This is a genomic window from Nocardia otitidiscaviarum (assembly GCF_007362295.1).
GTDB lineage: Bacteria > Actinomycetota > Actinomycetes > Mycobacteriales > Mycobacteriaceae > Nocardia > Nocardia otitidiscaviarum.
Genome location: NZ_CP041695.1, coordinates 2425632 through 2450931 on the forward strand (window position 1 = coordinate 2425632; position 25300 = coordinate 2450931).

Here is a 25300-nt window from a genome sequence, read left to right on the forward strand (position 1 = left end):
GGTCGGAAGATGCTGTCCCACATCCTGTTCTGGGTGTGCGCGGTGGGAGCCGTGGCCGCCGGGGTGGCGGTGTTCCGGGTGGATTCGATGGCGCGGGCCACCTTCGCGCTGCTGCTGTCGTTCCTGTTCGCGGCGGGCACCGTATTCCTGGTCGAACTGGCCTACCTCGGAGTCCTGGTGGTGCTCATGATGATCATGGAAATGGTGATCATGGTGCTGTTCATGGTCATGTACATGATGAATCCGGCCGGACTCATGCCGATGAGCATGGTGCACAACAAAATCGGTGCGCTCGTCATCTCGGGGACGGTGTTCGTCGCGCTGAGCGCCGTGGCACTGCTCGTCGACTGGCCGCGCCGGGAGGACGCACCGCCCGCCGATCCCACCCGTGCGCTGGGCGAGGCGCTGATGGGCTCGAAGATGCTGGTGATGATTATCGTCGGGCTGGTGCTCTTCACCACCATGGTGGCCACGGTGGTACTGGCCACCCATCGGGGGCGCTACGACCGCTACGGGGATCGGCTCGACCGCCGGATACCCGACGATCCGGTCGAGGGCGGGGTGCGGTCGTGAACCTGCCCGAATTCCTGGTGCTGGCCGCCGCGCTGTTCAGCGTCGGGCTCTACGGCGTGCTGTCCCAGCAGTCCATCGTGATGATCATGATGGGGCTCGAACTCATGATCAACGCGGTGCTGGTCGCCGCCGCCGCGTTCTGGTACTTCGCCTGGCCGACCGCCGACGCGCAGGTGCTGGTGGTGGTCGCGGTGACGGCCATGGCGGTGGAGATGGCGGCCGGATTCGCCGTGGCCACCATCGTTTTCCGGGCGCGCGATATCGACACGGTGGACGATGCGACGGATCTGAAGGGGTGAGGCCGTGCTGTGGTCGCTGATCACGCTGCCCGCCCTGACCGGGGTCGCGCTGCTGCTGTGCGGTCGCCGCGCCGACCGCCTCGCGCCCGTCGCGGCACCGGTGGTCGCCGCCTCGACCACGGTGCTGGCCGCGCTGAACGCCGTCGGGCGCGGCGAGGTATCGGTGCCGCTGCTCTCCGGCATCCCGCTGTCGCTCGGAGTGGACGGTCTGTCCGCCGTCATGGTCGTGACGGTGGCCGCCCTCGTCACCGCCGTCCTGGTCTTCGCCGCCGGTGATCTCGGGCGCGGCGAGCCGCCGGCGCGCTTCCACGGACTCATGCTGGTGTTCGCCGCCGCCATGTTGGTCACGGTGACCGCGCGGAACCTGGTGACGCTGTTGCTGGCGTGGGAGATCATGGGTGCGGCCTCCTACGCGCTCATCGGATTTCACTGGTCCGATCCGCGCCGGGCCGCCTCCGGCCTGGTCGCCTTCCTCACCACGCGCGCCGGGGATCTGGGGCTCTATCTCGCCGCGGGCGCGGTGTTGGCCGGGGGAGCGGCCACGCTGGCCCTCGATGCCCTGGCGGAGACCGGCGGCGGCTGGCGGGATGCGGCGGCCGCCGGAATCCTGTTGGCGGCGTTCGGGAAATCGGCGCAGCTGCCGTTCAGCTTCTGGCTGTCGCGGGCCATGGCCGGTCCCAGTCCGGTGTCGGCGCTGCTGCATTCGGCCACCATGGTGGCGGCGGGCGCGTATCTGCTGCTGCGCCTGGAGCCGCTGCTCGCCGCCACCTCGTGGGCCGGGTCGGTCGCGGCCTGGGGCGGTCTGGCCACCGCCGTCGCGCTGGGTGCGGTGGCGGTGTGCCAGAGCGACCTCAAACAGCTGCTCGCGGCGTCGACCTGCGCGCAGGTGGGGCTGATGGTGGCGGCCGCGGGCATGGGCGGTGTGGTGGCGGGCACCGGTCATCTGGTGGCGCACGCGGCCACCAAGAGTCTGCTCTTCCTCGGCGCGGGCGCGTGGCTGACCGCCCTCGGCACCCGCAACCTGACCGGGCTGCGCGGGGCCGCCCGCGCGTATCCCGTTGTCGGCGTGACCTTCACGATCGGGGCACTGGCGCTGGCCGGGGTGCCGCCGCTGGCACTGTGGCCGACCAAGGAAGGCGTGCTGGTGGCGGCACACGAGACGTCGACGCCGCTGTTCATCGCCGCATACGCCGCCGCAGTACTCGGTGCGCTGTACGCCGGTCGCGCGCTGACGCTGGTGTGGTCGCGGCCGGTCGCCGATACCAAGAAGCACTGGGACGGTGCGGAAACCGGGACGCGGCGAGTGAATGCCGCGCAAGCGCTGCCGCTGCCGGTACTGGCCGCCGCCACCGTGGTGGGCGGCGCGGCGGCCCTGCCGGTGGTCCGAACGGAGTTCGCCGCCCTGCTGGATATACCGGCACCGGCGATCACCGGGCCGGAACTGCTGCTCTCGGGGGCCGTGGCCGTGGCGGGGGTCGCCGGGGTGGCCGCCGTGATCCGCTGGCGCGGTGACATTCCCGCGCCCGCCCCGCTCGCCGGGTGGCTGGGACTGGAATCGGCGGCGCGTCGATTCGTGGCCGCACCGGTCCTGGCGGCGGCGCACGCACTGGCCCGGTTCGACGACCGGGTGCTCGCCGCCGGGACCGGCTCGGCCGCGCGGGGCGTCGCCGAACTCGCCAGGAGACTGGCCGGTTTCGACGACCGGGCGCTCGCCGCAGCGGTGCGCGGAACCGCTGCCGCGAGCATGGCGGCAGCCCGCGCGACCACCCACGGCCCGGAACGCGCCATCGCCCGTGCTGTCGGGGCCGTCGCCGCGGGCGCACGGGAGTTGGCTCGGTGGGCGCGACGTCCGGAAACCGGTGCGGTGCACCAGTACTACGCCCAGGCGACAGTGCTCATGGTGCTGTTGGCAGCGGTGCTGCTGGTGCTGACGTGAGTTCCACACGGACACAGGGGATGACCGATACGAGAGGAGGTGCGGAATGCTCAGTGTGCTGGTGTTCCTACCACTGGCAGCGGCGCTGATCCTGGCCGCCGTACCCCGACTGGGCGATCGTGCCGTCCGCTGGGCCTGGGTGGCCGCGAGCGCGGCCGAAGTCGTGCTGGTCGCGGCGCTCTGGTGGTCCTACCGACGAACCCCGCCCGCACCCGGCGACTTCGCTTTCACCGAACGCGTCGATTGGATTCCGAGCCTGCGGGCGAGTTATCACCTCGGCCTGGACGGGTTCAGTCTGCCGCTGGTCGCCATGACGACCGTGCTGTTCCTGGCGTGTGCGGTCTACTCGCTGCGGGAGACCCGCCGGGTGCGTTGGTTCGCCGCGCTGTTCCTGTTCCTCGAGACCGTCTGCCTGGGAGTCTTCGTCTCGCTGGATCTGGTGCTGTTCTTCGTGTTCTTCGATCTGTCGATCGTGGGCATGTACTTCGTGATCAACGGGTGGGGCCACGGGCAGGCGCGCCGGGCGGCCTTGCAGTTCTTCCTCTACACCTTCATCGGATCGCTGGCGCTGCTGCTCGGCTTCATCATCCTGTACCTGGCCGCCGACCCGCACACCTTCGACATCGTCGAACTGACGGCCGCGAACCCGTTGGCGGACAACACGGTACGCGGTTCGATCGCACTGGCCGCGATCGTGCTCGGCCTGGCCGTCAAAACTCCGACGGTGCCCTTCCACACCTGGCTGCCACCCGCCCACACCGAAGCGCCCGGCGCCGGTTCCGCCGTGCTCGCCGGTGTGCTGCTGAAACTGGGCACCTACGGTTTCGTCCGCATCGCCATGCCGCTGCTGCCGGAGGCGTGGCGACGTTTCGCCCTGGTGCTGCTGATCGTCGGCGTGGTGAGTGTGCTCTACGGCGCGCTGGTCGCGCTGGCGCAGCGGAATTTCAAGCGCATGATCGCCTACACCTCGGTCAACCACATGGGCTACATCCTGCTCGCCCTGGGCGCGGCCGGTCTGGTGGCGGGCAATTCCGAACAGGCGCGCACGCTGGCGATCTCGGGTGCGGTCACGCAGATGGTCAGCCACGGGCTCATCACCGGGGCGCTGTTCCTCATCGCGGGGGTGCTGTACGCGCGGCGCGAGACCTACGACCTGGACGCCTTCGGCGGGCTCGCCGCCGCGGCCCCGGTGTTGGCCGCGGCCACGGCGGTCGCGTCCATGGCCTCGCTCGGCCTGCCCGGCTTCTCCGGATTCATCGCCGAATTCCAGGTATTCCTGGGCTCTTTCGCACCCGCACCGGTACTCACGGCGATCGCGCTCACCGGTATTCTGATCACCGCCGCGCTGCTGCTGCGGGCGTATCAGAGCATCTTCCTGGGGCCGAAGCGCATCGGTGAGTTCACCGATGTCACCGCGCCCGAGGCGTGGTCGATCATCCCGCTGCTCGCCGGGTCCCTCGTCATCGGGCTGGCTCCACGCTTCCTGCTGGATGTGATCGAACCGTCGGCTCGGATGCTCGGGCTGCTGGTGGAGGGCTGACGTGGGGACCGACAGCGCGGCCCACGGAGGTGTCGCCGTGCTCGCCGCGAGCGGCGAGATGGGCGCGGATCTGGCGGCGCTCGCCCCGGAGGCGGCGCTGGCCGCCGCCGCGGTGCTGGGTCTGCTGCTCGGCTCGTTCCTGCCGCGCACCTGGCAGTGGCCGGTACGGCTGCTCGCCGCCATCGCCGCGATCACGACCCTGGTGACGACGGTCGCGGTCTGGAACGACCCGCCCGCCACCATCTTCGAGGCCACCTACGATATCGACACCGCCACCAACGCCGTACGTCTGACGGTGGCCGTTTCCCTACTGCTGATCCTGGCCCTGTCGTGGCCCGGCACCCGGGCCGCCGCCCGCGAATCCGAATTCGTGGTGCTGCTGACCCTGGCCGGACTTGGCGCGGTGTTGCTGGCCGGAGCCGCCGATCTGCTGGTGCTGATCACCGCCTACCTGCTGGCGAGTATTCCGCTGTACGCGCTCACGGCGTTCGAGAAGGACTCCGCGGGGGTGGAGGCCGCCCTCAAGTACTACCTGCTCGGCGCGCTGTTCGGCACCACCATGCTGCTGGGCGCGGCCCTGGTGCTCGGCGCGGGCGGAGCGACCACCTATTCGGCGCTGGCCGAGGCCGCGCCGACGGCCCCGCGCGCCGCCCTGGCGGTGGGCGCGGTCGCACTGCTGGGCGCGCTGCTGTTCAAGGCCGGGGCGGTACCGGCGCACTTCTGGGTGCCCGACGTCACCCAGGGCACCCATGCCGCCGTGGCCGCCGTGGTCACCACCGTGCCGAAACTTGGTGCCATCGTGGCGATCTCACGATTCGGCACGGTGGTGTCGGCGGACGGGGAGCTGCGCTGGGGGGTGCTGATCGCGGTCATCGCCGCCGCCACCATGACCCTGGGCAATCTCGCCGCCTTCTTCCAGACCGATGTTCGCCGCCTGCTCGCCTACTCCACCATCAGCCAGGCCGGATACCTGCTGGTCGGCGTCGCCGCCGTGGGCCGGTCGGAGTTGGCCGTGCCCGCGATCCTGCTCTATCTGGCCGCCTACGCGGTGACCAATCTCGGTGCCTTCGCGGTGGTGTGCGCGCTGCCCGACCGGCGCGCCCTCGGTGACTACACCGGGCTGCTGCGGCGTCGACCCGCCCTCGCAACGGCGTTGCTGGTGTGTCTGTTCGGCCTGATCGGCACCCCGCCCACCGGTGTGTTCGTCGGCAAGCTGACCGTCTTCACCGCGGCCTTCGACGCCGGACTGGGCTGGTTGGCCGTGCTGGCGCTGGTCAATACGGTCGCCAGCGTCTTCTACTACCTGCGCTGGGTGGTTCCGGTCGTGCGCGGCGGCGGCGATATCGAACCGTCCCCGCCGGGCGCGGCCGCCGTCACCGCCTACGCGGCGGCCGTGCTGTCCGTGCTGATCGGGTTGCTCGCCGGACCGGTCTGGGACGCACTGGAATTCGGATAGCGGCTGTGCTGATCTGGCTGCCCGCCGTGCTGATTGGGTTGCCGCCGTGCTGATCTGGCTGCCCGCCGTGCTGATTGGGTTGCCGCCGTGCCGATCGGGGTTGCCCGCCGAGCCGCGGTGGATTTCCCGTAGCTCGGCCGGTGCCGCTGACGATCGGCTAACCGACCCGATCCGCCTCGGCGGTCTCCACCGCCGCCCCCGAATGCCACCGGCCGTCGGGGTAGGTGATGTACAGCGGACCCAGATTGCACGGATGCAGACAGCCGGTCGGAGTGATCAGGGCATCCGGGTGGGTGTCACGCAGCGTGCGGTGGAGTTCGGCCGCGCCGTAGACGGTGCAGCGGGGCCCGCGGCAGACCAGGATATGGGTGCTGTGTTCGGGGATCTCCGACCAGGCGGGGCTGCGGAAGGCACGCGGGCTGGCCGTGACGGGTGTGCCCGCGTCCTGATTGCGGGCCCGGATCAGGGCGGCGAAATCCGCTGTGCCGTCGATACTCTCGGTCATGCGGAGATCGAGGTCGCGGTCGCGGGTTTCCTTCCAGTTGGCCACCGCGCGGGCGATCCAGGTCTCCAGGTAGCGGTCGCGCGGGACGGCCAGGGGGATGAGGGTGACCGGCACGTCGTCGTCGGCGGCCGCGTCCAGCACCTGGTGGATGGTCGGCTCACCCTGATCCAGCAGGGCGTAGCCCATCTCGCAGGCGCGGGCCAGCGCCTCGACGGCGGGGAGGTCGACACCGGCGGGCGTGGGGCGGGCGACCAGGATATGGCGGCGGCTCATGCGGTACGGACCTTTCGCGCGGCGGGAACCACCAGGGGTGTGCCGGTGGCCGGATCGTCGATGACGGTGCAGTCGAGGTCGAACACCTCGGCCACCAGATCGGGGCGCACGATCTCGCTCGGCGCGCCCTGCGCCACCACGCGGCCGTCCCGCACCGCGACCAGGTGATCGGCGTAGCGCGCGGCCAGATTGAGATCGTGCAGCACCACGACGATGGTGCGCGGTAACAGATTTCGCAGCAGGTCGAGCACATCGAGCTGATGGGTCAGATCCAGGAAGGTGGTCGGCTCGTCGAGCAGCAGCACCTCCGGATCCTGCGCCACCGCCAAGGCGACCCACACTCGCTGGCGCTGCCCGCCGGAGAGCTCGTCGAGGCTGCGGTCGGCGAGTTCGAGGGTGTCGGTGGCCGCCATGGCCCGGTGCACCGCGGCCTCGTCGGCCTCGGACCACTGGCGGAACCAGCGCTGGTGCGGATGGCGGCCGCGGCCCACCAGGTCGGCGACCGTGATGCCGTCCGGGGCGGTCGGCTGCTGCGGCAGCATCCCCAGACGCCGGGCCAGGGTGCGGGCGGGCAGCCGCCCGATATCGCCGCCGTCCAGCAGCACCGCACCCGCCGCGGGCGAGATCAGGCGGGCCAACCCGCGCAGCAGGGTCGATTTGCCGCAGCCGTTGCGGCCGACGATGACGGTCAGCGCCCCGGCGGGGAAGTCCACGGTGGCGTCGGTGACGGCCGGTGTGTCGCCGTAGGCGAGGGTGAGCGCCGAGGTGGTGAGATGAGCGGTGGTGAGGTGAGCGGTCATCCAGCGTGTCCGATTCGGGTTGCGCGGGCCAGGAGATAGACGAGTACGGGCGCGCCGAGCACGGCGGTCACCACCCCGACCGGGAGTTCGGCGGGAAACAACCGCCGGGCGGCCAGATCGGCGGTAACCACCAGCAGCGCGCCCGCCGCGGCGGCCGGGACCAGCCCGGCATCGCGCTCGGCGAGCAGCCGCCGCACGATCTGCGGAGCGACCAGTGCGACGAAGGCGACGGGTCCGGCCGCCGCCGTGGCCAGGGTCGCCGCCACCGCGGCGAGGACGATCAGGGTGGTGCGGTGCGGTCCGCGGCGTCCGGACAGGGTGGCCGCCAGCTCGTCGCCGAGTTCGAGCAGCCGCAGGGTACGGGCCAGCACCAGCAGCGGCGGCGTCACCACGGCCAACGCCGCGACCCCGAGCGCTACATGGCTCCAGTCGCGATTGGCCAGGCTGCCGGTGAGCCAACGGGCGGCGGTGTGCGCCTCGTAGATGTTCGCCCGGGTCAGCACGAAGGAGATGGCGGCCGACAGCATGGCCGTCACACCGATGCCGACCAGGACCAGCCGGTAGCCGTCCAGGCCGTTCCTGGTCGCCACCGCCAAGATGATCGCCATGGCCAGCAGCGATCCCGCCAGCGCGCCGCCGACCAGCAGCGGACCGGAACCGCCCAGCACCACGCTCACCACCAGCGCGCCCAGCGACGCGCCGGTGTTGATCCCGATGATCTCCGGACTGACCAGCGGGTTGGTCGCGACGCGTTGCAGGATCGCGCCGGAGACCGCGAAGGCGGCCCCGACACAGAGCCCGGTGAGCACACGCGGCAGCCGATCCCGCACCACCACGTCGTATTCGATGAGGGTGCCGCCCCCACCGAGCACCCGCAGCACATCGCCGACGGTGAGCGGAAAGTGGCCGACGGTGAGCGACCACGCCGCCACGACCAGCGCGGCCACCGTGAACACCACGGTGAGCAGGGCCGAACGGCGTTGTACGCGAACGACTATCCGTCCGCCGGGGGAGCGCAGCAGCACGGTGCCCGGCGGCAGCACCGCGGATCGGATGGGCGTCACAGCGTCGCGACCTTCCGAGTGCGGACCAGATAGAGGAAGAACGGCGATCCCGCGAAGGCGGTGATGATGCCGACCTGGATCTCCTGCGGACGCGCGACCACGCGCCCGAGCACATCCGCCGCCAGCAGCAGCGTCGGGCCGAGCACCGCGCACCAGGCCAGGATCCAGCGGTAGTCCTGTCCGGCCAGGGCCCGCGCGATATGCGGGATCACCAGGCCGATGAACGCGACGGGTCCGGCGATGGCCACCGCGGCGCCCGCCAGCAGCACCACGGCCGCCGCGCCGACCGCGCGCACCGTGACCAGCCGCGTGCCGAGTGTGCGCGCCATGTCCTCGCCCATGGCGAGCGCGTTGAGCGAGCGCGCCACCGCCACCGCCAGCACGGTCCCGACGGCGATGAACGGCGTTATGGCCCAGACGGATTCGATATCCGCGCGGGTCAGCGAACCCACCACCCAGAACCGGAAGTTGTCGAAGGTGGTGCGGTCCAGCAGCGTGACGGCGGTGGTGATGGAACCGCACAGCGCGGCGCACGCGGCACCGGCCAGGGCCAGCTTCACCGGGGTGGCGCCGCCGAAGCCGAGCGACCCCAGCGTGTAGACGAATACCGCCGCGACGGCCGCACCGAGGAAGGCGAACCACACGACTCCGCCCGGCGCGCTCAGGCCGAGCACGCCCATGGCGATCACGATGGCCAGCGACGCACCCGAATTGATGCCCAGCAGTCCGGGTCCGGCGAGCGGATTGCGGGTCAGCCCCTGCATGACGGCCCCGGCCAGGGCGAGCGCGATACCCGCCAGCAGTCCGGCCACCGTGCGGGGCAGCCGGATGTAGCGCACCACCCGATCCGCGTCGGTGCCCCGGAAGTCGGTGAACGCCGCCGCCACCTGATCGACGGTGATCGGATGCGTCCCGACCCGCAGCGAGGCGAGGCAGACCAGGGCGAGCGCGACGAGGGCCACCGGCATGCCGACGCCGCGCAGACCGCGACTCACCGCCCGAACAGATCGGGGTGGATCAACTCGGCGACCAGTTCGGTCGCGTGGGCGATTCGCACCCCAGCCGCCCGATCGGCGAACAGGAAGGGGTGCACCGCACCCGCGCGCACCGCGGTCAGATTGGCGAAGGCCGGATTGCCGGTGATGGTGTCGGCCTGCGACTGCCCGTCGGCGCGGGTGTAGCCGGCCTCGCAGCACAGGCTGGTCAGAATGATGTCGGGATCGCGGGCGATGATCTCCTCCGCGCCGATCGGCACATTGCGGCGGGCGGTCAGGTCGGCGAAGGCGTTCACCCCGCCCGCGGCCTCGATGATCCGGGTGACGAAGTCGATGCCGCCCGCGACGGTGTAGGAACCGTCGTCCTTGGGCGTCACCACCGCGACCCGGGGGCGTTCGGCTCCCGCGACCGTCGCGCGCACCGCCTCGATCCGGTCGCGCAGATCGGTCGCCACCTGCTCGGCGCGTTCGGGCACACCCCATAGTGCGCCGAGATCGCGCAGATCCGCGTACACGTTGTCGAATCGCACCGTCGCCGGGTCGATGGCCTCGTCCGCCAGTCCGTCGGCGCTCGGGCACAGCGGACTCAGCACCCAGGTGCGCACCCCGAGTTCGTGCAGGCTGGCGCGGGTGCCGACGCTGGCCTGAGCGGATTTCGCGAACACCCCGTTGTAGCCGGAGAGCACGAAATCGGGCTGCTGGGACAGCAATTCGTCCCGGCTCGGCAGCTTCTCGACGTACGGGACGCTCGCCTGCGCGTCCCGGTATTCGGGCAGCACCGCCGCGTCCAGGAAGGCCGTCCCGACCAGGCGGTCGGTGACCCCGAGGGCGTGCGCGATCTCGATGGACGGCTGATAGGCGGCATAGATGCGCTGCGGCGGCGCATCGACGCCGATATCGATACCGCAGTTGACGCGCGTGACGGCGGCGTCGCCGACAGCGGTGTCGGCCGCGGGCGCACACCCGGCGAGCGCGACGGCACCGGCGAGCAACGCGCCGATCCGCAGGCGCGCGGAAACAAACGTGGTCAAGACGACCGCCTTCCAGGTCCTCGTGGAACGGGCACTACAGCGCCGTGGCCGGTCTCCTGGCTGACGGGTGTCGCGCGGCGAATCCACCTTCCCAGGGCAGGGCCCCAGTGGCTCCGGACGACCTTGTCGCCCGGAACGATTCGTCGCTCCCGATCACAGTGGCGAGGGCCGCACCGGTTCCACACCGGTTTCCCGAACACCACGGCCCGGCGAATGTAGCAGAGTTCGCGAACCGGGCATCCGCGCTCGTAGCCGGAGGTGCGGCCGGCGAACCGCCGGTATGCCGCCGGTATGCTCGACTCGGCCGACGTGAGGAGATGAATCCATGTGCTACCCGGTGCCGTGCGAGACGTGTGGCAAGACGACGTGGGCCGGCTGCGGCGAACACGTCGACGAGGTGCGCGCCCAGGTCGCCGAAATTCAGTGGTGCGACGGCCACCCGCGGTAGTAGACCGGACGGCATGCATGATGCCGCCCCGACAGCCGACGACACCGCCATAGCCGACGACACCGCCATCGCCGATGACACCGCGATAGCCGACAATCGGGCGAACTGGGACGACCGCGCCGACGTGCACGCGCGCTCGGGCATGTACGACGTGGACGGATTCCTGAACGAACCGACCCGCATCTCGACGGTGGTGCGCAACGATCTGTCCGTCCTGGCCCCGCACCTCCCGGACACCGGCATCCGGGATCGGTCGCTGCTGCACCTGCAATGCCATATCGGCACCGATACCGTCTCCTGGGCGCGGCTCGGGGCGGTCGACGTCCACGGTCTGGATCTGTCGCCGAACTCGCTGCGCCACGCCGCCCGCATCGCGGCGGCGGACGGGCGCGAGATCACCTGGGTGGAGGGCGACGCGCGATTCGCCTCCGCACTGCTCGACCGGCGCTTCAGCACCATCGTGACCAGCGCCGGAACCATCGTGTGGCTGCCGGAGCTCGACGCGTGGGCGCAATCCGTCCACGATCTGCTGGAACCGGGCGGGGTGTTCCTCATCCGCGACGACCATCCGCTGCTCGGGGCGCTCGGCTTCGAACCCTGGGAGATCAGCGAGGACTATCTGTCCGGCGGCGGCGTACAGACCTACACCGATTCGGGCAGCTACACACCGGGTTCGGCGGGGCAGATCGCGCACGCGACCAACCACGAGTGGCGGCACGACCTCCAGGAGATCGTCACGGTCCTGCTGGACGCCGGGCTCGTGACGGAGTCGCTGCGCGAACTGCCGTACATGGACTGGCACGCCTTCCCGGAACTCGTCGCCTGCCCGGAAGGCTGGACGCTGCCCGCGGGCGCGCCGCGCGTTCCATTGAACTTCGCCGTCGTCGCCCGGCGTCCGCGCTGACCGTCGATTCAGGCACCGGGTTCGGACCAGATGTCGGCCGCCACCACGGATTCGGTGCGGCCGTAGCGGTCCAGCAGGTGGCCCAGGAGTTTGTCGTGGCGCAGGGTGATGACGCGTTCGGCGATGGTCATGGCTGGATGCAGTGCGGTGAGCGTGTTCTCGAAGCGCAGCACATCGCTCATGGTGTGCAGGCCCGCCTGGACGAGCAGGTTGTGGGTGCCGGTGGTGGCGGCGCAGTTGCGGGTTTGGGGGAGTGCCACCACGGCGTGACCGATACGGGGGAGGTCCGCGGCGGGAACGGTGGCGCGGAAGGTGACCGCGACCGGCCAGCCGCCGAGCGGGCGGGCGAAATCGCAGCGGAAGCGGAACAGGCCGAGTCCGGTGAGGTCGTCGACCCGGCGTTTGACCGTGGACGTGCTGACCGCGAGGGCGGCGGCCAGTTCGGCGTAGGGCGTGCGGCCGTCACGGGCCAGCAGGCCCAGCAGGGCGCGATCGACCTCGGTGAGCCGGAAGCGGTCGCGATCGGCCGGTGACCGGGCGGGCGGTGCGGTGAGCCGGGTGCGCTGCGCGGGATCCAGGGCGTCTATGCGCCAGTCGCCGCCTTCGGCGAACATGTGGGTGACCAGGCTGGCGTGCACCGCACCGATGTGGGGCAGCGTCGGCAGGATGTCCAGCGTGTAGCGCGACATGGCGGCCAGATCGGCGGCGGCCACGGTGGTGAACAGCCGCTGGGCGCTGGCCGTGCGCTCGATGGTCACCATATGCGGATGCGTCGCCAACCGCGCCGCCACCGTGGCGGCTTCACCTGCGGCGCAATCGATCTCGACATAGGCCACGGTGATCCGGTCCAGCAGGCGCGGTCCCGGGGACACCGTCACCCAGGCCGCCCCGCGCGCCCGCAGCCGACTCCAGCGGCGGGCGGCGGTGACCGGGTCGACGCCCAGGACCGCGCCGAGCTCAGTCCAGGAGGCGCGGGGGCGCAATTGCAGGGCGTGGATGAGCGCGAGCTCATCCTCACCGATCGGTTCGCAATGATCCTGCATTCACTACCGCTCTCGCGTGGATTTCCTGCACGTGGACCGCTGTGGGAGCCCAGTATCGCACTCTCGTCGAGCACAGAGAAAGTTCGCATCGGAAAGGCGGGCAGTCGGCCATGGCGTTCGGGGACTACCAGAACGAGATCTACTTCAACGGGTTGCGCGGTGTGGTGCCGCCGCTGCCGGTGAGTTTCGCGGAGCTGCGGGATCGGGCGCGCGCGGCCATGCCGCCCTCGGTGTGGTCGTATGTGGCGGGCGGCGCGGGCGACGAGCGCACCCAGGACGCCAATGTCACCGCCTTCGACCACTGGGGGCTCATCCCGCGCATGTTCGTGGGGGCCAAACAGCGTGACCTGTCCGTCGAGCTGTTCGGAACCACCTGGCCCGCACCGGTTTTCCTGGCTCCGATCGGAGTGATCGGACTGTGCGCGCAGGACGGGCACGGCGATCTGGCCACCGCCCGCGCGGCGGCCCGCACCGGCGTTCCGATGGTGGCCTCCACCCTGACCGTCGACCCGATGGAGCAGGTCGCCGCCGAATTCGGTGCCACGCCCGGCTTCTTCCAGCTGTACACGCCCACCGACCGCGAACTGGCCGCCAGCCTGGTGCGCCGGGCCGAGCAGGCGGGCTTCCGGGGCATCGTGGTCACCCTGGACACCTGGGTCACCGGCTGGCGGCCGCGTGATCTGTCCACCGGCAACTTTCCGCAGCTGCGCGGGCACTGCCTGGCCAACTACTTCACCGATCCGGTGTTCCGCGCCGGACTGGACCGCACCCCCGAGGAGGACCCGCAGGCCGCCATCCTGCGCTGGATCCAGCTCTTCGGCAATCCGCTCACCTGGGACGATCTGCCGTGGCTGCGGTCGCTCACCGAGCTGCCGCTCATCGTCAAGGGCATCTGCCACCCCGACGACGCCCGCCGCGCGGTGGACGGCGGGGTCGACGGCATCTACTGCTCCAATCATGGTGGGCGGCAGGCGAATGGGGGATTGCCCGCGCTGGACGCGCTGCCCGAGGTGGTCGCCGCGGCGGGCGGGGTGCCGGTGCTGTTCGACTCCGGGGTCCGCTCCGGGGCCGATATCGTCAAGGCGCTAGCGCTGGGGGCGTCGGCGGTCGGCATCGGCCGCCCCTACGCCTACGGTCTGGCGCTGGGCGGGGCCGATGGCATCGCGCACGTGCTGCGCACCCTGCTCGCGGAGGCGGATCTGATCATGGCGGTGGACGGCTATCCGACGCTGAAGGACCTGACCCCGGAGGCGTTGCGCGCGGTGCGGTAGCGAGGGTGACGGTCAACCGGATCCCGCCGAGGGGGCTGTCGGTCAGGGCGGCGGTGCCGCCGTGCAGGCGGGCCTGTTGCGCGACCAGCGCGAGTCCCAGTCCGCTGCCGGGAGTTTCGGTGTCGAGACCGCGGTAGAAGCGGTCGAAGACCTTGTCGCGCTCCTCGGGCGGCACTCCGGTGCCGTCGTCGTCCACGGTGAGGGTGACCGTTCCGGCCGAGGCGCGGCGGGCCGCCACCTCGACGCGGGTCGCGCCGCCGTGGCGGATGGCGTTGGTGATGGCGTTGTCCACCACCGAGCGCAGGCCCGCGGCCAGGCCCGCCAGCCGAATCGGCTGCGGGACAGTGGAGATCAGGGTGACGTCGGGGTGACGGCGGCGCGCGTCGTCGACCACCTCGTCGACGAGTTCGTCGAGATCCACCTCCTCCCGGTCGGCGTCGGTGGTGAGCTCCCCGAGGGCGAGCCGTTCCAGGGCGGACAGGGTCGATTCCAGGGAGCCCTGGGCGGCCAGCACGTCGGCGAGGATCTCGGCGCGCGTCGCCGCGGGCAGCTCCATGCCGGACAGCACCTGAAGGTCGGTGCGCATGGAGGTCAGCGGGGTGCGCAGTTCGTGGGCGGCGGTGGCCGCGAAATCGCGGGCGGTGGCCAGCGCGTCGGCGGTGTGGCGGCGTTCGGCGTCGATGCGGCCGAGCATCTGGTCCATGGCGGTGGCCAGCTCGGCGGTCTCGGTGGTGGCCGTGCGGCGCGGGAAGTCCAGGGACAGCCGGGTGCCCACATCCTTGGTGGCCGCGGTGAGCCGGCGCAGCGGCAGCACACTGCGGTGGGCGAAGAACCAGCCGAGCGCGGCGGCCAGCGCGATGGCCGAGAGCGCGACGGCGACGATGTGGAATCGCCTGCGCTCCACCGCCGTCGCCACCACGTCCCGCGGTACCGCGAGTCCCAGATCCACCCGGTCGCCCTCGCGCAGATCGGCGGGCAGCTCCCAGCAGCCGTCGCCGTTCGGTTCGAGGCGGACCACCCGGCCGTCGCAGGCCGCCGCCGACGCCGTCCCGTCCACCCGCACGACCTCGAGTGAGCGCAGCGCGGCATCGAGTTCGTCATCGGTTCGGGTCTGCACGATGAGCAGGAACACCACGCTCATGGCGACGATGGCCAGGGCCGCGGACAGCGCGCTGGCGAGCGCGACGCGCGTGCGCAGGGAGACGGGCCGCCTCACGGCTCCTCCCGCAGGCTGAATCCGACCCCGCGCACGGTGTGCACCACGCGCGGGCAACCGGTGGCCTCGATCTTGCGGCGCAGATACGAGATGAAGACGTCCACCACCTTGGTCTGGGTCTCGAAGTCGTACTGCCACACCAGCCGCAGCAGCTGCGCACGGCTGAACACCTGCCCGGGCGCGGTGGCCAGGGCGGCGAGCAGGTCGAATTCGCGCTTGGTCAGGTCGAGCGGAACGTCGTCGGCGTAGACACGGCGACTGCCCGGATGGATCACCAGCGGGCCGACCACGATGGGTGACGGGTCCGCGGTCCGGGCGGCCGGCGCGGGGACCCGGCGCAGCAGGGCGCGCAGCCGGGCCACCAATTCGCCCAGGTCGAACGGTTTGGTGAGGTAGTCGTCGGCCCCGGCCTCCAGTGCGCCGATACGGTCGGTGATGGCCGAGCGCGCGCTGAGTACGCAGATCGGCACCTCGTTGCCGAGTGAGCGCAGCGCGGTGACCACACCGACGCCGTCCAGCTTGGGCATGTTCAGATCCAGCACCACCGCGTCGGGGGCCACGGCGGCGATCCGCCGCAGCGCGGCCGCACCGTCGGTGGCGGTATCGACGGTGAATCCGGAGAGCCGAAGCCCGCGCGTCACCGACGCCAACACCCGGGCGTCGTCGTCGACCACCAGCACGCGATTGCTCACCACAGCCCTCAGACTAAACCCGCGAACGCGCAGCTATCGCTCGGCGCGAGGGGTGGTGGAGGGCAGTGGGCACGATGCTTGGACGAACACCCGAGCGACGGTACGGGGTCGGATTTCGAGTACGGCTAACACTTGGTTAGGGAATGGCTAGAACGTTCGCGTTTGGCTGACAGACCGTTGGGTATCGCTGGCGGGTGACGCGAGAGGTGCCAGGGCTGCCGGAATCCATCGCCGCCGGATTGTTCGATCTCGACGGGGTGCTCACCGATACCGCCGCGGTACACCGCCGGGCCTGGCGGCTGACCTTCGACGGATTCCTCGAACAGTATGTGGGAGAAGGGTTTCGTCCCTTCAGCGACACCGACTATCTGGATTACGTCGACGGTCGGCCCCGGCTGGACGGGGTGCGCGAGTTCCTGCGATCCCGGGATATCGAACTGCCCGACGGCGCGCCCGACGACCCGCCCGAGGCGTGGACGGTCACGGCGCTCGGGGAGGCCAAGAACCGCCTGCTGCTGGACCTGCTGGAGCGGGAAGGGGTGCGGGTGTACCCGGGGTCGGTCGACTATCTCGCGGCGGTGCGGGCCGCCGGACTCGCGGTGGCGGTGGTGACCTCCTCCGCCAATGCCGGGGTCGTGCTGGCCGCCGCCGGGTTGGGCGAGGCGTTCCAGGCCCGCGTCGACGGCACCGTCATCCGGCAGCGTGCGCTGCGCGGGAAACCCGCGCCCGACTCCTTCCTCGCCGCCGCCGCGGCGTTGGGCGTCGCGCCCGCGCACGCGGCCGTCTTCGAGGACGCCGTCTCGGGCGTGCGTGCCGGGCGGGCCGGCGGCTTCGGGTACGTGGTCGGCGTGGACCGGATGCGCGACGGCCGCCACGAACAGGCGCTGCGCGACGCGGGCGCGGATGTGGTGGTGCCGGATCTGGACCGGCTCGGGGACGGGATATGACGGCACCGGATCCCGGATTCGAGATCACGCCCTGGCACCTGCGCTGGCAAGGACTGGATCTGGACGCGCTGCACCGCACCGAATCCATCTTCGCGCTCTCCAACGGCCATATCGGCCTGCGCGGCACGCTGGAGGAGGGGGAACCGGTGGGCACCCCGGGCACCTACCTCAACGGCTTCCACGAGAAACGCACCCTGCCCTACGCCGAGGCCGGATACGGCTATCCGGAGGAGGGGCAGACGGTGGTCAACGTGACCGACGGGAAGATCGTCCGGCTGCTCGTCGACGACGAGCCCATGGATCTGCGCTACGGCACAACCATTGCGCACGAACGGATCCTGGACTTCCGCTCGGGGACGCTGCGCCGTTCCACCGTCTGGGAGTCGCCCACCGGGCGGCGGGTGCGCATCCACTCCGAACGGCTCGTCTCCTTCACCGAGCGGGCCCTGGCGGTCGTCCACTACGAGGTCGAACCGCTGGACGCGGACCTCGAACTGGTGGTGCAGTCGGACCTGCTGGTCAACGAGCCGATCAGCGTGCCGCGCGACGATCCGCGGCTGGCGGCGGCCCTGGACCGGCCCCTGGCCGCGGACTTCGCCACCGCCCGGGACCACTCGGCCACGCTCTGCCATCACACCCGACGCTCCGGGCTGCGCATGGCGGCCGCCATGAATCACGAACTGGCCGTGGCGGTCACGCCGCGCTGCGAGATCTACGCCGAGGACGATCTGGCGCGGCTGACCATCGCGGTGGATCTCGCCCGCGGTGACCGCGTGCGGCTGACCAAATACCTCGCCTACGGGTGGTCCAGCCGCCGCTCCACCCCCGCCCTGCGCGCCCAGGTGGAGGCGGCGCTGGCCGCCGGGATGGAAACCGGGTGGGAGACACTGCGTCAGCGCCAGCGCGAATTCCTCGACGCCTACTGGGCCGACGCCGATATCGAGATCGACGGCGATCCGGAATTGCAGCAGGCGGTGCGCTTCGCGCTGTTCCACGTACTCCAGGCGGCCGCGCGCGGCGAGAGCCGGGCCATCCCCGCGAAGGGGCTCACCGGCACCGGCTATGACGGCCACGCGTTCTGGGACACCGAGACCTTCGTGCTGCCGGTGTTCACCTACACCATGCCCGTGGTGGCTCGCGACGCGCTGCGCTGGCGGCACTCCACCCTGGATCGGGCCCGCGAGCATGCGCGGCGGCTCGGGCAGCCGGGTGTGATGTTCCCGTGGCGCACCATCGACGGGGCCGAGGGGTCGGGCTACTGGCCGACGGGGACCGCCGCGGTGCATGTGAACGCCGATATCGCGCACGCGGTGGTGCGCTATGTCGCGGCCACCGGGGACGAACGGTTCGAACGGGACCTCGGCGTCGAACTGCTGGTCGAGACCGCGCGACTGTGGGACGGAATCGGCCACGAGGACGGCGCGGGCGGATTCCGCATCGCCGGAGTGACCGGCCCCGACGAGTACTCCGCCCTGGCCGACGACAACCTGTACACCAACCTGATGGCGCGGCGGAACCTGGACGCGGCCGCGGCGGCCTGCGCACGCCACCCCGATACCGCCCGCGCACTCGGCGTGGACGCCGACGAGACCGCGCGCTGGCGCGACCGCGCCGCGCGAATGCTGGTGCCGCACAACGACGAACTGGGCGTGCACGAGCAGTCGGCGGGCTTCACCCACTACGCCCGGTGGGATTTCGCCGCCACCCCGCCGGAGCACTATCCGCTGCTGCTGAACTACCCGTACTTCGCGCTGTACCGCAAACAGGTGATCAAGCAGGCGGATCTGACGCTCGCCATGTATCTGTGCCCGGACGAGTTCACCGCCGAGCAGAAGCGGCGCAACTTCGACTACTACGAGGCGCTCACCGTCCGGGATTCGTCCCTGTCGGCCGCCGCGCAGGCGGTGCTCGCGGCCGAGGTGGGGCACCTGTCGCTGGCCTACGACTACTGCGTGGAGGCGGCGCTGACCGATCTGCACGACCTGCACGGCAATGTCGGCAGCGGGCTGCACATCGCCTCGCTGGCGGGCACCTGGCTGGGCTGCGTGGGCGGCTTCGGCGGGCTGCGCGACCACGACGGCGAGATCTCCTTCGCCCCGGCGCTTCCCGACGAACTCGAGCGCATCGCGTTCCGGCTGGTGTGGCGGGGGCGGCGGCTGTCGGTGGAGATCCACGACCATGTCGCCACCTACACCCTGCTGTCGGGGGACCCGTTGCGGTTGACGCATCACGGCACCGGATTCCAGCTGGCCGAGGAGCCGCGCAGCTTTCCGATTCCGAAGGGTGCGCGGGTGCCGCGGCCCGCGGTGCCGCCCGGGCGTGAACCGTATCGACGGCAGCGGGCGGCCCGCTCGTGAACCAAGCAGTTGCTTGGTTGGGTTCGGTGGGCTATCAATGACCCATGGACGATTTCGGCCACCGCGATGGTGTGGCGCTGGTACTGGGCGCCAGCGGCGGATTGGGGCGGGCCACGGCGCGCATGCTGCTCGAGCGCGGCAGCGCGGTCGCGCTGACCTACCACCGATCGCCGGAGCGGCTCGACCCCGTGCTGCGGGAGGCGGCCGAGCGCGGCCGGACGGCCCGGGCATGGCAGCTCGACCTCGGTGACGCGGACCGGGTGGCCGCGGTGGTCGGCGAGGTGGTGCGGGAATGCGGTGGTCTGCACACCCTCGTCTACGCGGCCGGGCCGCACGTGCCCATGCGTCACCTCAGCGGTATCGCGCCCGCGGATCTCCGGGGCCAGGTGGACGCCGACGTCGCCGGATTCTTCAACGCGGTGCACGCCGCCCTGCCCGCCCTGCGCAGCAGCCGCGGCACCATCGTCGCCATCACCACCGCCGCCACGGCTCGCTTCCCCATCCGCGACGCTCTCTCCTCGGTCCCCAAGGCGGCGGTCGAGGCCGCGATCCGCGCCATCGCCGCCGAAGAGGGGCGCTACGGCATCCGCGCCAACTGCGTCGGCCCGGGCATGACCACCGACGGCATGGCCGACCGGCTCATCAGCAGCGGTGACCTGGATGCCCGCGCCCTGGACGCGGCCCGGAACAACATCCCGCTGCGCACCTTCGGCGACGCCGAGGACATCGCCGAGGCCGTCTGCTTCCTCGCCTCCGACCGCGCCGATTTCATCAGCGGCCAGAAGCTGGACGTGGACGGCGGCTACGGAGTCTGACCTGGCGAATGCCCCGGACGCGGCGCACCTCGCGGGCGGTGCGTTGTGGGCGGGCCGGTGCGCAGCGGATTCGAGGAGGGCACGCGTCGGCCCACCGCGCGTCGCCGCCGGGTGCTGGCCGGACCGTTGCGCTCGCTCGGGATGCGGGGTGTTCAGCCGCGAGACGCGCGGCGGGCGGTGCCGCGGTGCGCGGGCATCGTGGTGGGGTCCTCCGGCCAGGCGTGTTTGGGGTAGCGGCCGCGCAGGTCGGCGCGGACCTGGGGCCAGCCAGTGCGCCAGAAGGACGGCAGGTCGGCGGTGACGGCGACCGGGCGCTGGGCGGGGGAGAGCAGGTGCAGCAGGATCGGCGCCCGGCCGTCGGCCAGCCGGGGTGGTTCGGTCCAGCCGAAGATCTCCTGGACCTTCACCGCCAGTACCGGGGGATCGGCGGAGTAGTCGAGGCGAATCGCGCTGCCGGACGGCACTTCCAGCCGTTCGGGGGCCAACTCGTCGAAGCGGACGGCCTCCGGCCAGGGCAGTAGCCGGCGCAGTGCCTGCCCGGCGTCGACGCGTTCCAGGTCGGCGCGGCGGCGCGCGGTGTCGAGTTCGGGGCCCAGCCAGCGATCCATATCGTCGAGCAGGCTGTCGTCGTCGACGGCGGGCCAGGGCGCGCCGAGGGTGCGGTGCAGGAAATCCAGCCGCGCCCGCAGAGTGTGCGCATCCGCATCCCAGCGCAGCAGCCCCGCCCCGTGCTCCCGCAACCCGCGCCGCACCGCCGCCGCCAGCAGCGCCGGATCGGGATCCCGCAGCGGTCGCGCCGACAGCGTGATCGCGCCGAGCCGCTCGACCCGCCGCGCCACCACCTCCCCGTCGACCCAGTCCACCTCGTCCGTGGTAGCCAGCAGCGCGGGCGCGGCCTGCCGCGCGAGTTCGGCATCGGCCAGGGCGGCCAACCGAATTCGCCCCTCCGCTCGGCCCGGATCGCGTGTCGCCACCGCCACGGCCAGCCACTCGCCGTCCCCCAGCCCCGACCCCGGCGGCAGCGCCATGGCGGTACCGCCCGCGGTCAGATAGGTCGCCGACCCGGCACTCCGCCGCCGCGCCAGCCGCTCCGGATGCGCGAGCGCCACCACCACCGCCGGATCGTCCACCGCGCGCGCTCGCATACCTGCCACCCGCGCGGGATCGCCCACCGTATCAGCGTGTACGCCCGGTGCTTTCGTGCGATCGTCCACCGCACGAGCGTGTGGGTCAGCTGTTCTGGCGCGATCACCGGCCGTATGTGTGTCAGCTGCCTTCGCGATATCGACGGACGCATGTGCCTGTGCGTCAGCTGTTTTCGGTGTACTGCTCGCCGTATGCGCTTGTTTGTCCGTTGATTTCGTGCGAACGCCTGCCGTATGCGCTTGCGTTTCTGCTGTTGTCGCGGGGCCGTGCGAGGTGGGGGCTCGTATGCCGCTCATCTTCGCGCGATCGGCTACTGCTGTCGCGTGATCGCCCTCCTGGTGCGCTCGCGTGTCCGTTGTCTTCGCGAGGTCGTGCGTCGGGTGCGCTCGCGGGTCCGCTGCCGCGGGGTCGTGCGCGGCGGATGGTTGTGCTTCTTCCTGCGCGCGGTCGAACGTCGCTGTGGGTGATGGTGGTTCGGTGGACAGCTCGGTGGCGGCCGCATAGGAGGTGGACTCGTCGGTCGGGGTGCCGGGGTGGTCGAGCAGGCGGGTGAGGCGGTGCACTTCGCGCTGCCAGCGGGTGGGGCGGTCGCGGCGCAGGGTGCGCAGGGCGGTGGCGAGATCGGTGGCGGTGGCGAGGGTGTCGTCGTCTAGCAGGGCCACCACCTCGGCGGCGTGGCGGGGGCCGACGAGGGCGGCGCCGTCGAGGAGGGCGCGGGCCAGGCGGGGGTGCAGGCCCACGGTGGCCATGCGGCGGCCGCGCGCGGTGATGGCGCCGCCGGCGTCCACCGCGCCGAGGGCGCGCAGCACCTCCCGCCCGGCGGACAGGCCGCCCGGCGGCGGGGCGTCCCACCAGGCCAGGCCGTGGCCGTCCGGAATCCCCCAGGACGCCAGTTCCAGGGCGAGCCGGGTCAGATCGGCGGTGCGGATCTCCGGCTCCGGAAAGGCGGGCAGGGTGGTGTGCTCGAATTCCGGCCAGCAGCGCCAGGCCCACCCCGGTGCTTCGCGGCCCGCGCGGCCCGCGCGCTGATCGGCCACCGCCGCCGAAACCCGGACGGTGGCCAGGCCGGACAGTCCGCGCCGGTGGTCGACACGGGGGACGCGCGCCAACCCGGAATCGACGACCGCGCGCACCCCGGGCACGGTGAGACTGGATTCGGCCACCGCGGTGGACAAGACGATCCGCCGCCGAGTGCCGGGGCGCAGGGCCGTGTCCTGCGCGGCGGCGGCGAGACGGCCGTGCAGCGGGACGATATCGGCGTCCACCCCGGACAGCAGATCGGCGGTGCGGCGAATCTCCGCCGCGCCCGGCAGGAAGACCAGCACATCGCCGTCGGCGTCGGCCAGCGCCGTCCGGGTGACCCGGGCGACCTGCGCCTCGGCGCGCTCGCGGGGCAGCGGCGGGACATAGGCGACATCCACCGGATAGGTCCGCCCGCGCACCTCCAGCACCGGGGCCGCGGCCTCGTCCGCACCGAGCAGCACGGCCAGCCGGTCGGCGGCCACCGTGGCGGAGGTGGCCAGCACCCGCAGGTCCGGGCGCAGTCCGGCACGCGCGTCGAGCAGCAGGGCCAGCAGCAGATCGGCGTCGAGATGGCGTTCGTGGCATTCGTCGAGAACCACCGCGCCCACCCCGGACAGCTCGGGATCCCCCTGCAACCGGCGTACCAGCAGCCCGGAGGTGACCACCTCGATGCGCGTCGCCGCGCCCACCCGCCGCTCGCCGCGCACCGAATAGCCGACCGTCGCGCCGACCGGTTCGCCCAGCAGCGACGCCATCCGCGCCGCCGCCGCGCGGGCGGCCAGCCGCCGTGGCTCCGCCACCACCACCCGGCCCGCGCTGTCCGCGCCCAGCGCCAGCGGCACCAGCGTGGTCTTCCCGGTGCCCGGCGGCGCGACCAGCACCGCGGTCCCGCGCTCCCGCACCGTCTCGACGATCCCGGGCAGGGCCGCGCGGACCGGCAGATCGGGTAGCTCCGGCAGCCTCATCGCGGCGTGATCCGCACGCGATTGTCGTGGAACACCGCGCCGCCGCCGTAGTCCGCATCCCGTTCGGCGATGGTCGCGTTTACCGTCGCACCGCCGGAGAACTTGGCCCAGCGGCCCCTGGTGGTGGCGGCCACACCGGGCCGCACCCGATCGGTGACCGCGACCACGGCCTCGAAACCGCCGCGGGCATTGGACACCAGCACCGGTGCGCCGTCGGCGAGTCCCCGGTCCGCGGCGTCCTCGGGATGGACGGCGACCGTGGCTTCGCCCGCCCGCCGCCGCAATTCGGGATTCGCGCCGAACGTGCTGTTCAGAAAGTAGTGCGAGGCAGCCGAAATCAGCACCAGACCGTCGCCCGGATCGCCCGGTGGCGTGTAATCGGGCAGCCGCTCGTGCCCCGCGCGCACCGCCCGCTCGGAGACGAAGCTCAGCTTGCCCGCCGGTACGGGCCCCTTGTCCACCTTCAGGAATCCCTCGGCGCGCAAGCGCTCGATATCGTGATCCTGCAACAACTGCCGCGCCAATTCCTCGTCGGAGTCGTAGAGCGCCGGTTCGGTCATGCCCATACGCCGGGCTAGGCGGCGGAATGTCTCGGTGGTGGACAGGCATTCACCGGGCGGTGCCACCGCGGGCTCGTTCCACACCAGGTACAGGTGGCCGTATCCGGCGAGCACATCCAGATGTTCGGGCTGCATGGTGGCGGGCAGCACGATATCGGCGTAATCCACGGTGTCGGTGGCGAAATGCTCGAGCACGACGGTGAACAGATCCTCCCGCCGCAGCCCCTCGATCACCCGGCGCTGATCCGGATTCGACCCGACCGGATTGGCGCCGATCACGAACAGCGCCTTGACCGGCGGATCATCGGTGTCGAGCAGTGCCTCGCCGAGCCGCGTCGAGGACAGTGTGCGCACCGGATGCGGCAGCAGATCCATGCGCCGCAGCTCCGCGTCCCGCAGCCGGAAATGCCCGCTGGTCGAATAGTGCAGTCCGCCACCGCGCATCGCCCAATCCCCGGTGACGCCGGGCAGGCAGGCCAGCGCCCGCAGCGCCATACCGCCGCCGTCGTGGCGCTGCATGCCCTGCGAGGCGCGGATGGCGGTGGGCCGGGTGCGGGCGATTCGCTCCCCGAGCGCCACGATGCGCCGCACCGGCAGCCCGGTGATCGCGGCCACCCGCTCCGGGGTGTATTCCGCGATGCGGGAACGGAATTCGGGCCAGCCCTCGGTGTGCTCGGCGAGGTAGGCGTCGTCCTGCGCGCCCAGCGACACGATGACGTGCATGAGTCCCAGCGCCAGCGCCGCATCGGTGCCGGGCAGCGGGGCGAGGTGTTCGTCGCAGCGCTCGGCGGTACGGGTGCGCACCGGGTCGATGGCGATCGTGTACGCGCCGCTGTCCTGGATGAACTTCCACAGGTGATGACCGGAGGTGAGCGGATTGGTGCCCCACAGCAGGATCAGCCGGGAATGCACGAAGTCCTCCGGATCCATGCCGCCGGAGGTGCCGAGGGTGTACTTCAGCCCCGTCCCGCCCGCCACCGAGCAGATGGTCGGATCGTGCAGGCTGGCTCCCAGCACATTGAAGAACCGCCGTCCGGCGAAGCCCTCCAGCCCCTGGATGTAACCGAGACTGCCGGTGCCGTGGAACGGCCACACCGCTTCGCCACCGAACTCCGCGGTGATCCGCGTCACTCGCTCGGCGATCTCGTCGAGCGCCTCGTCCCAGCCGATCCGCTCGAACCGGCCCGCGCCCTTGGGGCCGACGCGGCGCAGTGGATGACGCAGCCGATCGGGGGAATCGACTTGCTCCAGATAGCGATTCACCTTCACACACAGTGCGCCGCGGGTGACCGGATGCGCCTTGTTTCCGCGCAGACCCACCGCGACACCATCGGCCACCGTCACCTCCCAGGAGCAGGCGTCGGGGCAATCGAGCGGGCACGCGCCGAGAACCTTCATGAAAACGATCGTATTCTGGCGGAGGATGCCCGGCCGCAGCCAT

At 71.5% G+C, this 25300-nt stretch carries 20 protein-coding genes and 1 riboswitch; of the genes, 10 read left to right on the forward strand and 10 right to left on the reverse strand.

Annotated elements, in window-relative coordinates:
* The first annotated feature begins 9 nt into the window (after window positions 1-9).
* The 5 genes from FOH10_RS10515 to FOH10_RS10535 are packed head-to-tail and all read left to right on the forward strand — an operon-like array spanning window position 10 to window position 5804.
* Window positions 10-573: an NADH-quinone oxidoreductase subunit J family protein gene (locus FOH10_RS10515; protein ID WP_143980565.1), complete on the forward strand. Its 564-nt coding sequence runs from the start codon at window positions 10-12 to the stop codon at window positions 571-573.
* Window positions 570-872, forward strand: coding sequence for an NADH-quinone oxidoreductase subunit NuoK (nuoK, locus tag FOH10_RS10520; RefSeq protein ID WP_143980566.1), 303 nt, complete (start codon window positions 570-572; stop codon window positions 870-872). Before FOH10_RS10515 ends, nuoK begins: the two co-directional genes overlap by 4 nt.
* A gap of 4 nt (window positions 873-876) precedes the next feature.
* Window positions 877-2808, forward strand: coding sequence for an NADH-quinone oxidoreductase subunit 5 family protein (locus FOH10_RS10525; protein WP_143980567.1), 1932 nt, complete (start codon window positions 877-879; stop codon window positions 2806-2808).
* Window positions 2809-2854: 46 nt separating this feature from the next.
* Window positions 2855-4348, forward strand: a complete 1494-nt coding sequence (locus FOH10_RS10530; protein ID WP_143980568.1) for a complex I subunit 4 family protein — start codon at window positions 2855-2857, stop codon at window positions 4346-4348.
* Between the two features lies 1 nt (window position 4349).
* On the forward strand, window positions 4350-5804 hold the full coding sequence (locus FOH10_RS10535) for an NADH-quinone oxidoreductase subunit N (RefSeq protein WP_244961862.1): 1455 nt from the start codon (window positions 4350-4352) through the stop codon (window positions 5802-5804).
* 157 nt (window positions 5805-5961) lie between these two features.
* Here the strand turns inward: FOH10_RS10535 and FOH10_RS10540 are convergent, their stop codons facing one another.
* The 5 genes from FOH10_RS10540 to FOH10_RS10560 are packed head-to-tail and all read right to left on the reverse strand — an operon-like array spanning window position 5962 to window position 10472.
* Window positions 5962-6582: a (2Fe-2S) ferredoxin domain-containing protein gene (locus FOH10_RS10540; RefSeq protein WP_143980569.1), complete on the reverse strand. Its 621-nt coding sequence runs from the start codon at window positions 6580-6582 to the stop codon at window positions 5962-5964.
* Window positions 6579-7382 (reverse strand): ABC transporter ATP-binding protein, encoded by an 804-nt coding sequence (locus tag FOH10_RS10545; protein WP_143980570.1) that lies wholly within the window; start codon window positions 7380-7382, stop codon window positions 6579-6581. Before FOH10_RS10545 ends, FOH10_RS10540 begins: the two co-directional genes overlap by 4 nt.
* A complete protein-coding gene (locus FOH10_RS10550) occupies window positions 7379-8446 on the reverse strand; it encodes a FecCD family ABC transporter permease (protein ID WP_244961863.1) in 1068 nt (355 codons plus the stop codon). The genes FOH10_RS10545 and FOH10_RS10550 overlap by 4 nt, the downstream gene beginning before the upstream one ends.
* Window positions 8443-9441, reverse strand: a complete 999-nt coding sequence (locus FOH10_RS10555) for a FecCD family ABC transporter permease (RefSeq protein WP_244961864.1) — start codon at window positions 9439-9441, stop codon at window positions 8443-8445. The genes FOH10_RS10550 and FOH10_RS10555 overlap by 4 nt, the downstream gene beginning before the upstream one ends.
* The gene (locus FOH10_RS10560) at window positions 9438-10472 is read right to left on the reverse strand and encodes an ABC transporter substrate-binding protein (protein WP_143980571.1); all 1035 of its coding nucleotides are present in this window, start codon (window positions 10470-10472) and stop codon (window positions 9438-9440) included. Before FOH10_RS10560 ends, FOH10_RS10555 begins: the two co-directional genes overlap by 4 nt.
* Window positions 10473-10501: 29 nt before the next feature.
* Window positions 10502-10691: riboswitch (cobalamin riboswitch) on the reverse strand.
* A 242-nt stretch (window positions 10692-10933) separates the two neighbouring features.
* On the opposite strand from FOH10_RS10560, the gene FOH10_RS10565 reads away from it, so the two are divergent.
* Window positions 10934-11824, forward strand: a complete 891-nt coding sequence (locus FOH10_RS10565) for a class I SAM-dependent methyltransferase (RefSeq protein ID WP_143980572.1) — start codon at window positions 10934-10936, stop codon at window positions 11822-11824.
* A gap of 8 nt (window positions 11825-11832) precedes the next feature.
* Here the strand turns inward: FOH10_RS10565 and FOH10_RS10570 are convergent, their stop codons facing one another.
* Complete coding sequence (locus FOH10_RS10570; protein ID WP_143980573.1) at window positions 11833-12867, reverse strand: Lrp/AsnC family transcriptional regulator; 1035 nt, start codon at window positions 12865-12867, stop codon at window positions 11833-11835.
* Window positions 12868-12977: 110 nt separating this feature from the next.
* Between FOH10_RS10570 and FOH10_RS10575 the strand changes: the two genes are divergently transcribed.
* Window positions 12978-14138 (forward strand): lactate 2-monooxygenase, encoded by a 1161-nt coding sequence (locus FOH10_RS10575; protein ID WP_143980574.1) that lies wholly within the window; start codon window positions 12978-12980, stop codon window positions 14136-14138.
* Here the strand turns inward: FOH10_RS10575 and FOH10_RS10580 are convergent.
* Both FOH10_RS10580 and FOH10_RS10585 read right to left on the reverse strand, forming a co-directional pair.
* A complete protein-coding gene (locus FOH10_RS10580; RefSeq protein ID WP_143980575.1) occupies window positions 14071-15354 on the reverse strand; it encodes a sensor histidine kinase in 1284 nt (427 codons plus the stop codon). The genes FOH10_RS10575 and FOH10_RS10580 overlap by 68 nt on opposite strands.
* Window positions 15351-16058 carry a response regulator transcription factor gene (locus FOH10_RS10585; RefSeq protein WP_244962062.1) on the reverse strand — a complete coding sequence of 236 codons (708 nt, stop codon included), beginning with the start codon at window positions 16056-16058 and terminating at the stop codon, window positions 15351-15353. The genes FOH10_RS10580 and FOH10_RS10585 overlap by 4 nt, the downstream gene beginning before the upstream one ends.
* A 182-nt stretch (window positions 16059-16240) precedes the next feature.
* Here FOH10_RS10585 and FOH10_RS10590 point away from each other — a divergent pair, with 182 nt between their 5' ends.
* From FOH10_RS10590 to FOH10_RS10600, 3 genes are read left to right on the forward strand one after another with little or no spacing between them, the layout of a single operon-like run.
* Window positions 16241-16993, forward strand: coding sequence for a beta-phosphoglucomutase family hydrolase (locus FOH10_RS10590; protein ID WP_425326138.1), 753 nt, complete (start codon window positions 16241-16243; stop codon window positions 16991-16993).
* The gene (locus FOH10_RS10595) at window positions 16990-19350 is read left to right on the forward strand and encodes a glycoside hydrolase family 65 protein (protein ID WP_143980577.1); all 2361 of its coding nucleotides are present in this window, start codon (window positions 16990-16992) and stop codon (window positions 19348-19350) included. Before FOH10_RS10590 ends, FOH10_RS10595 begins: the two co-directional genes overlap by 4 nt.
* Window positions 19351-19394: 44 nt before the next feature.
* A complete protein-coding gene (locus FOH10_RS10600) occupies window positions 19395-20165 on the forward strand; it encodes an SDR family NAD(P)-dependent oxidoreductase (protein ID WP_143980578.1) in 771 nt (256 codons plus the stop codon).
* Between the two features lie 152 nt (window positions 20166-20317).
* On the opposite strand, the gene FOH10_RS35525 is transcribed toward FOH10_RS10600, so the two are convergent.
* Together FOH10_RS35525 and FOH10_RS10610 are read right to left on the reverse strand one after the other, a co-directional pair.
* On the reverse strand, window positions 20318-23299 hold the full coding sequence (locus FOH10_RS35525; RefSeq protein WP_143980579.1) for an ATP-dependent RNA helicase: 2982 nt from the start codon (window positions 23297-23299) through the stop codon (window positions 20318-20320).
* Complete coding sequence (locus FOH10_RS10610; protein WP_143980580.1) at window positions 23296-25257, reverse strand: molybdopterin-containing oxidoreductase family protein; 1962 nt, start codon at window positions 25255-25257, stop codon at window positions 23296-23298. The genes FOH10_RS35525 and FOH10_RS10610 overlap by 4 nt, the downstream gene beginning before the upstream one ends.
* Window positions 25258-25300 lie beyond the last annotated feature (43 nt).

Coding starts and splice junctions, on each gene's coding strand:
- FOH10_RS10515 (WP_143980565.1), top strand. CDS start 10: ATGCTGTCCCACATCCTGTTCTGGGTGTGCGCGGTGGGAGCCGTGGCC.
- FOH10_RS10530 (WP_143980568.1), top strand. CDS start 2,855: ATGCTCAGTGTGCTGGTGTTCCTACCACTGGCAGCGGCGCTGATCCTG.
- FOH10_RS10540 (WP_143980569.1), bottom strand. CDS start 6,582: ATGAGCCGCCGCCATATCCTGGTCGCCCGCCCCACGCCCGCCGGTGTC.
- FOH10_RS10545 (WP_143980570.1), bottom strand. CDS start 7,382: ATGACCGCTCACCTCACCACCGCTCATCTCACCACCTCGGCGCTCACC.
- FOH10_RS10565 (WP_143980572.1), top strand. CDS start 10,934: ATGCATGATGCCGCCCCGACAGCCGACGACACCGCCATAGCCGACGAC.
- FOH10_RS10570 (WP_143980573.1), bottom strand. CDS start 12,867: ATGCAGGATCATTGCGAACCGATCGGTGAGGATGAGCTCGCGCTCATC.
- FOH10_RS10575 (WP_143980574.1), top strand. CDS start 12,978: ATGGCGTTCGGGGACTACCAGAACGAGATCTACTTCAACGGGTTGCGC.
- FOH10_RS10595 (WP_143980577.1), top strand. CDS start 16,990: ATGACGGCACCGGATCCCGGATTCGAGATCACGCCCTGGCACCTGCGC.
- FOH10_RS10600 (WP_143980578.1), top strand. CDS start 19,395: ATGGACGATTTCGGCCACCGCGATGGTGTGGCGCTGGTACTGGGCGCC.
- FOH10_RS35525 (WP_143980579.1), bottom strand. CDS start 23,299: ATGAGGCTGCCGGAGCTACCCGATCTGCCGGTCCGCGCGGCCCTGCCC.
- FOH10_RS10610 (WP_143980580.1), bottom strand. CDS start 25,257: ATGAAGGTTCTCGGCGCGTGCCCGCTCGATTGCCCCGACGCCTGCTCC.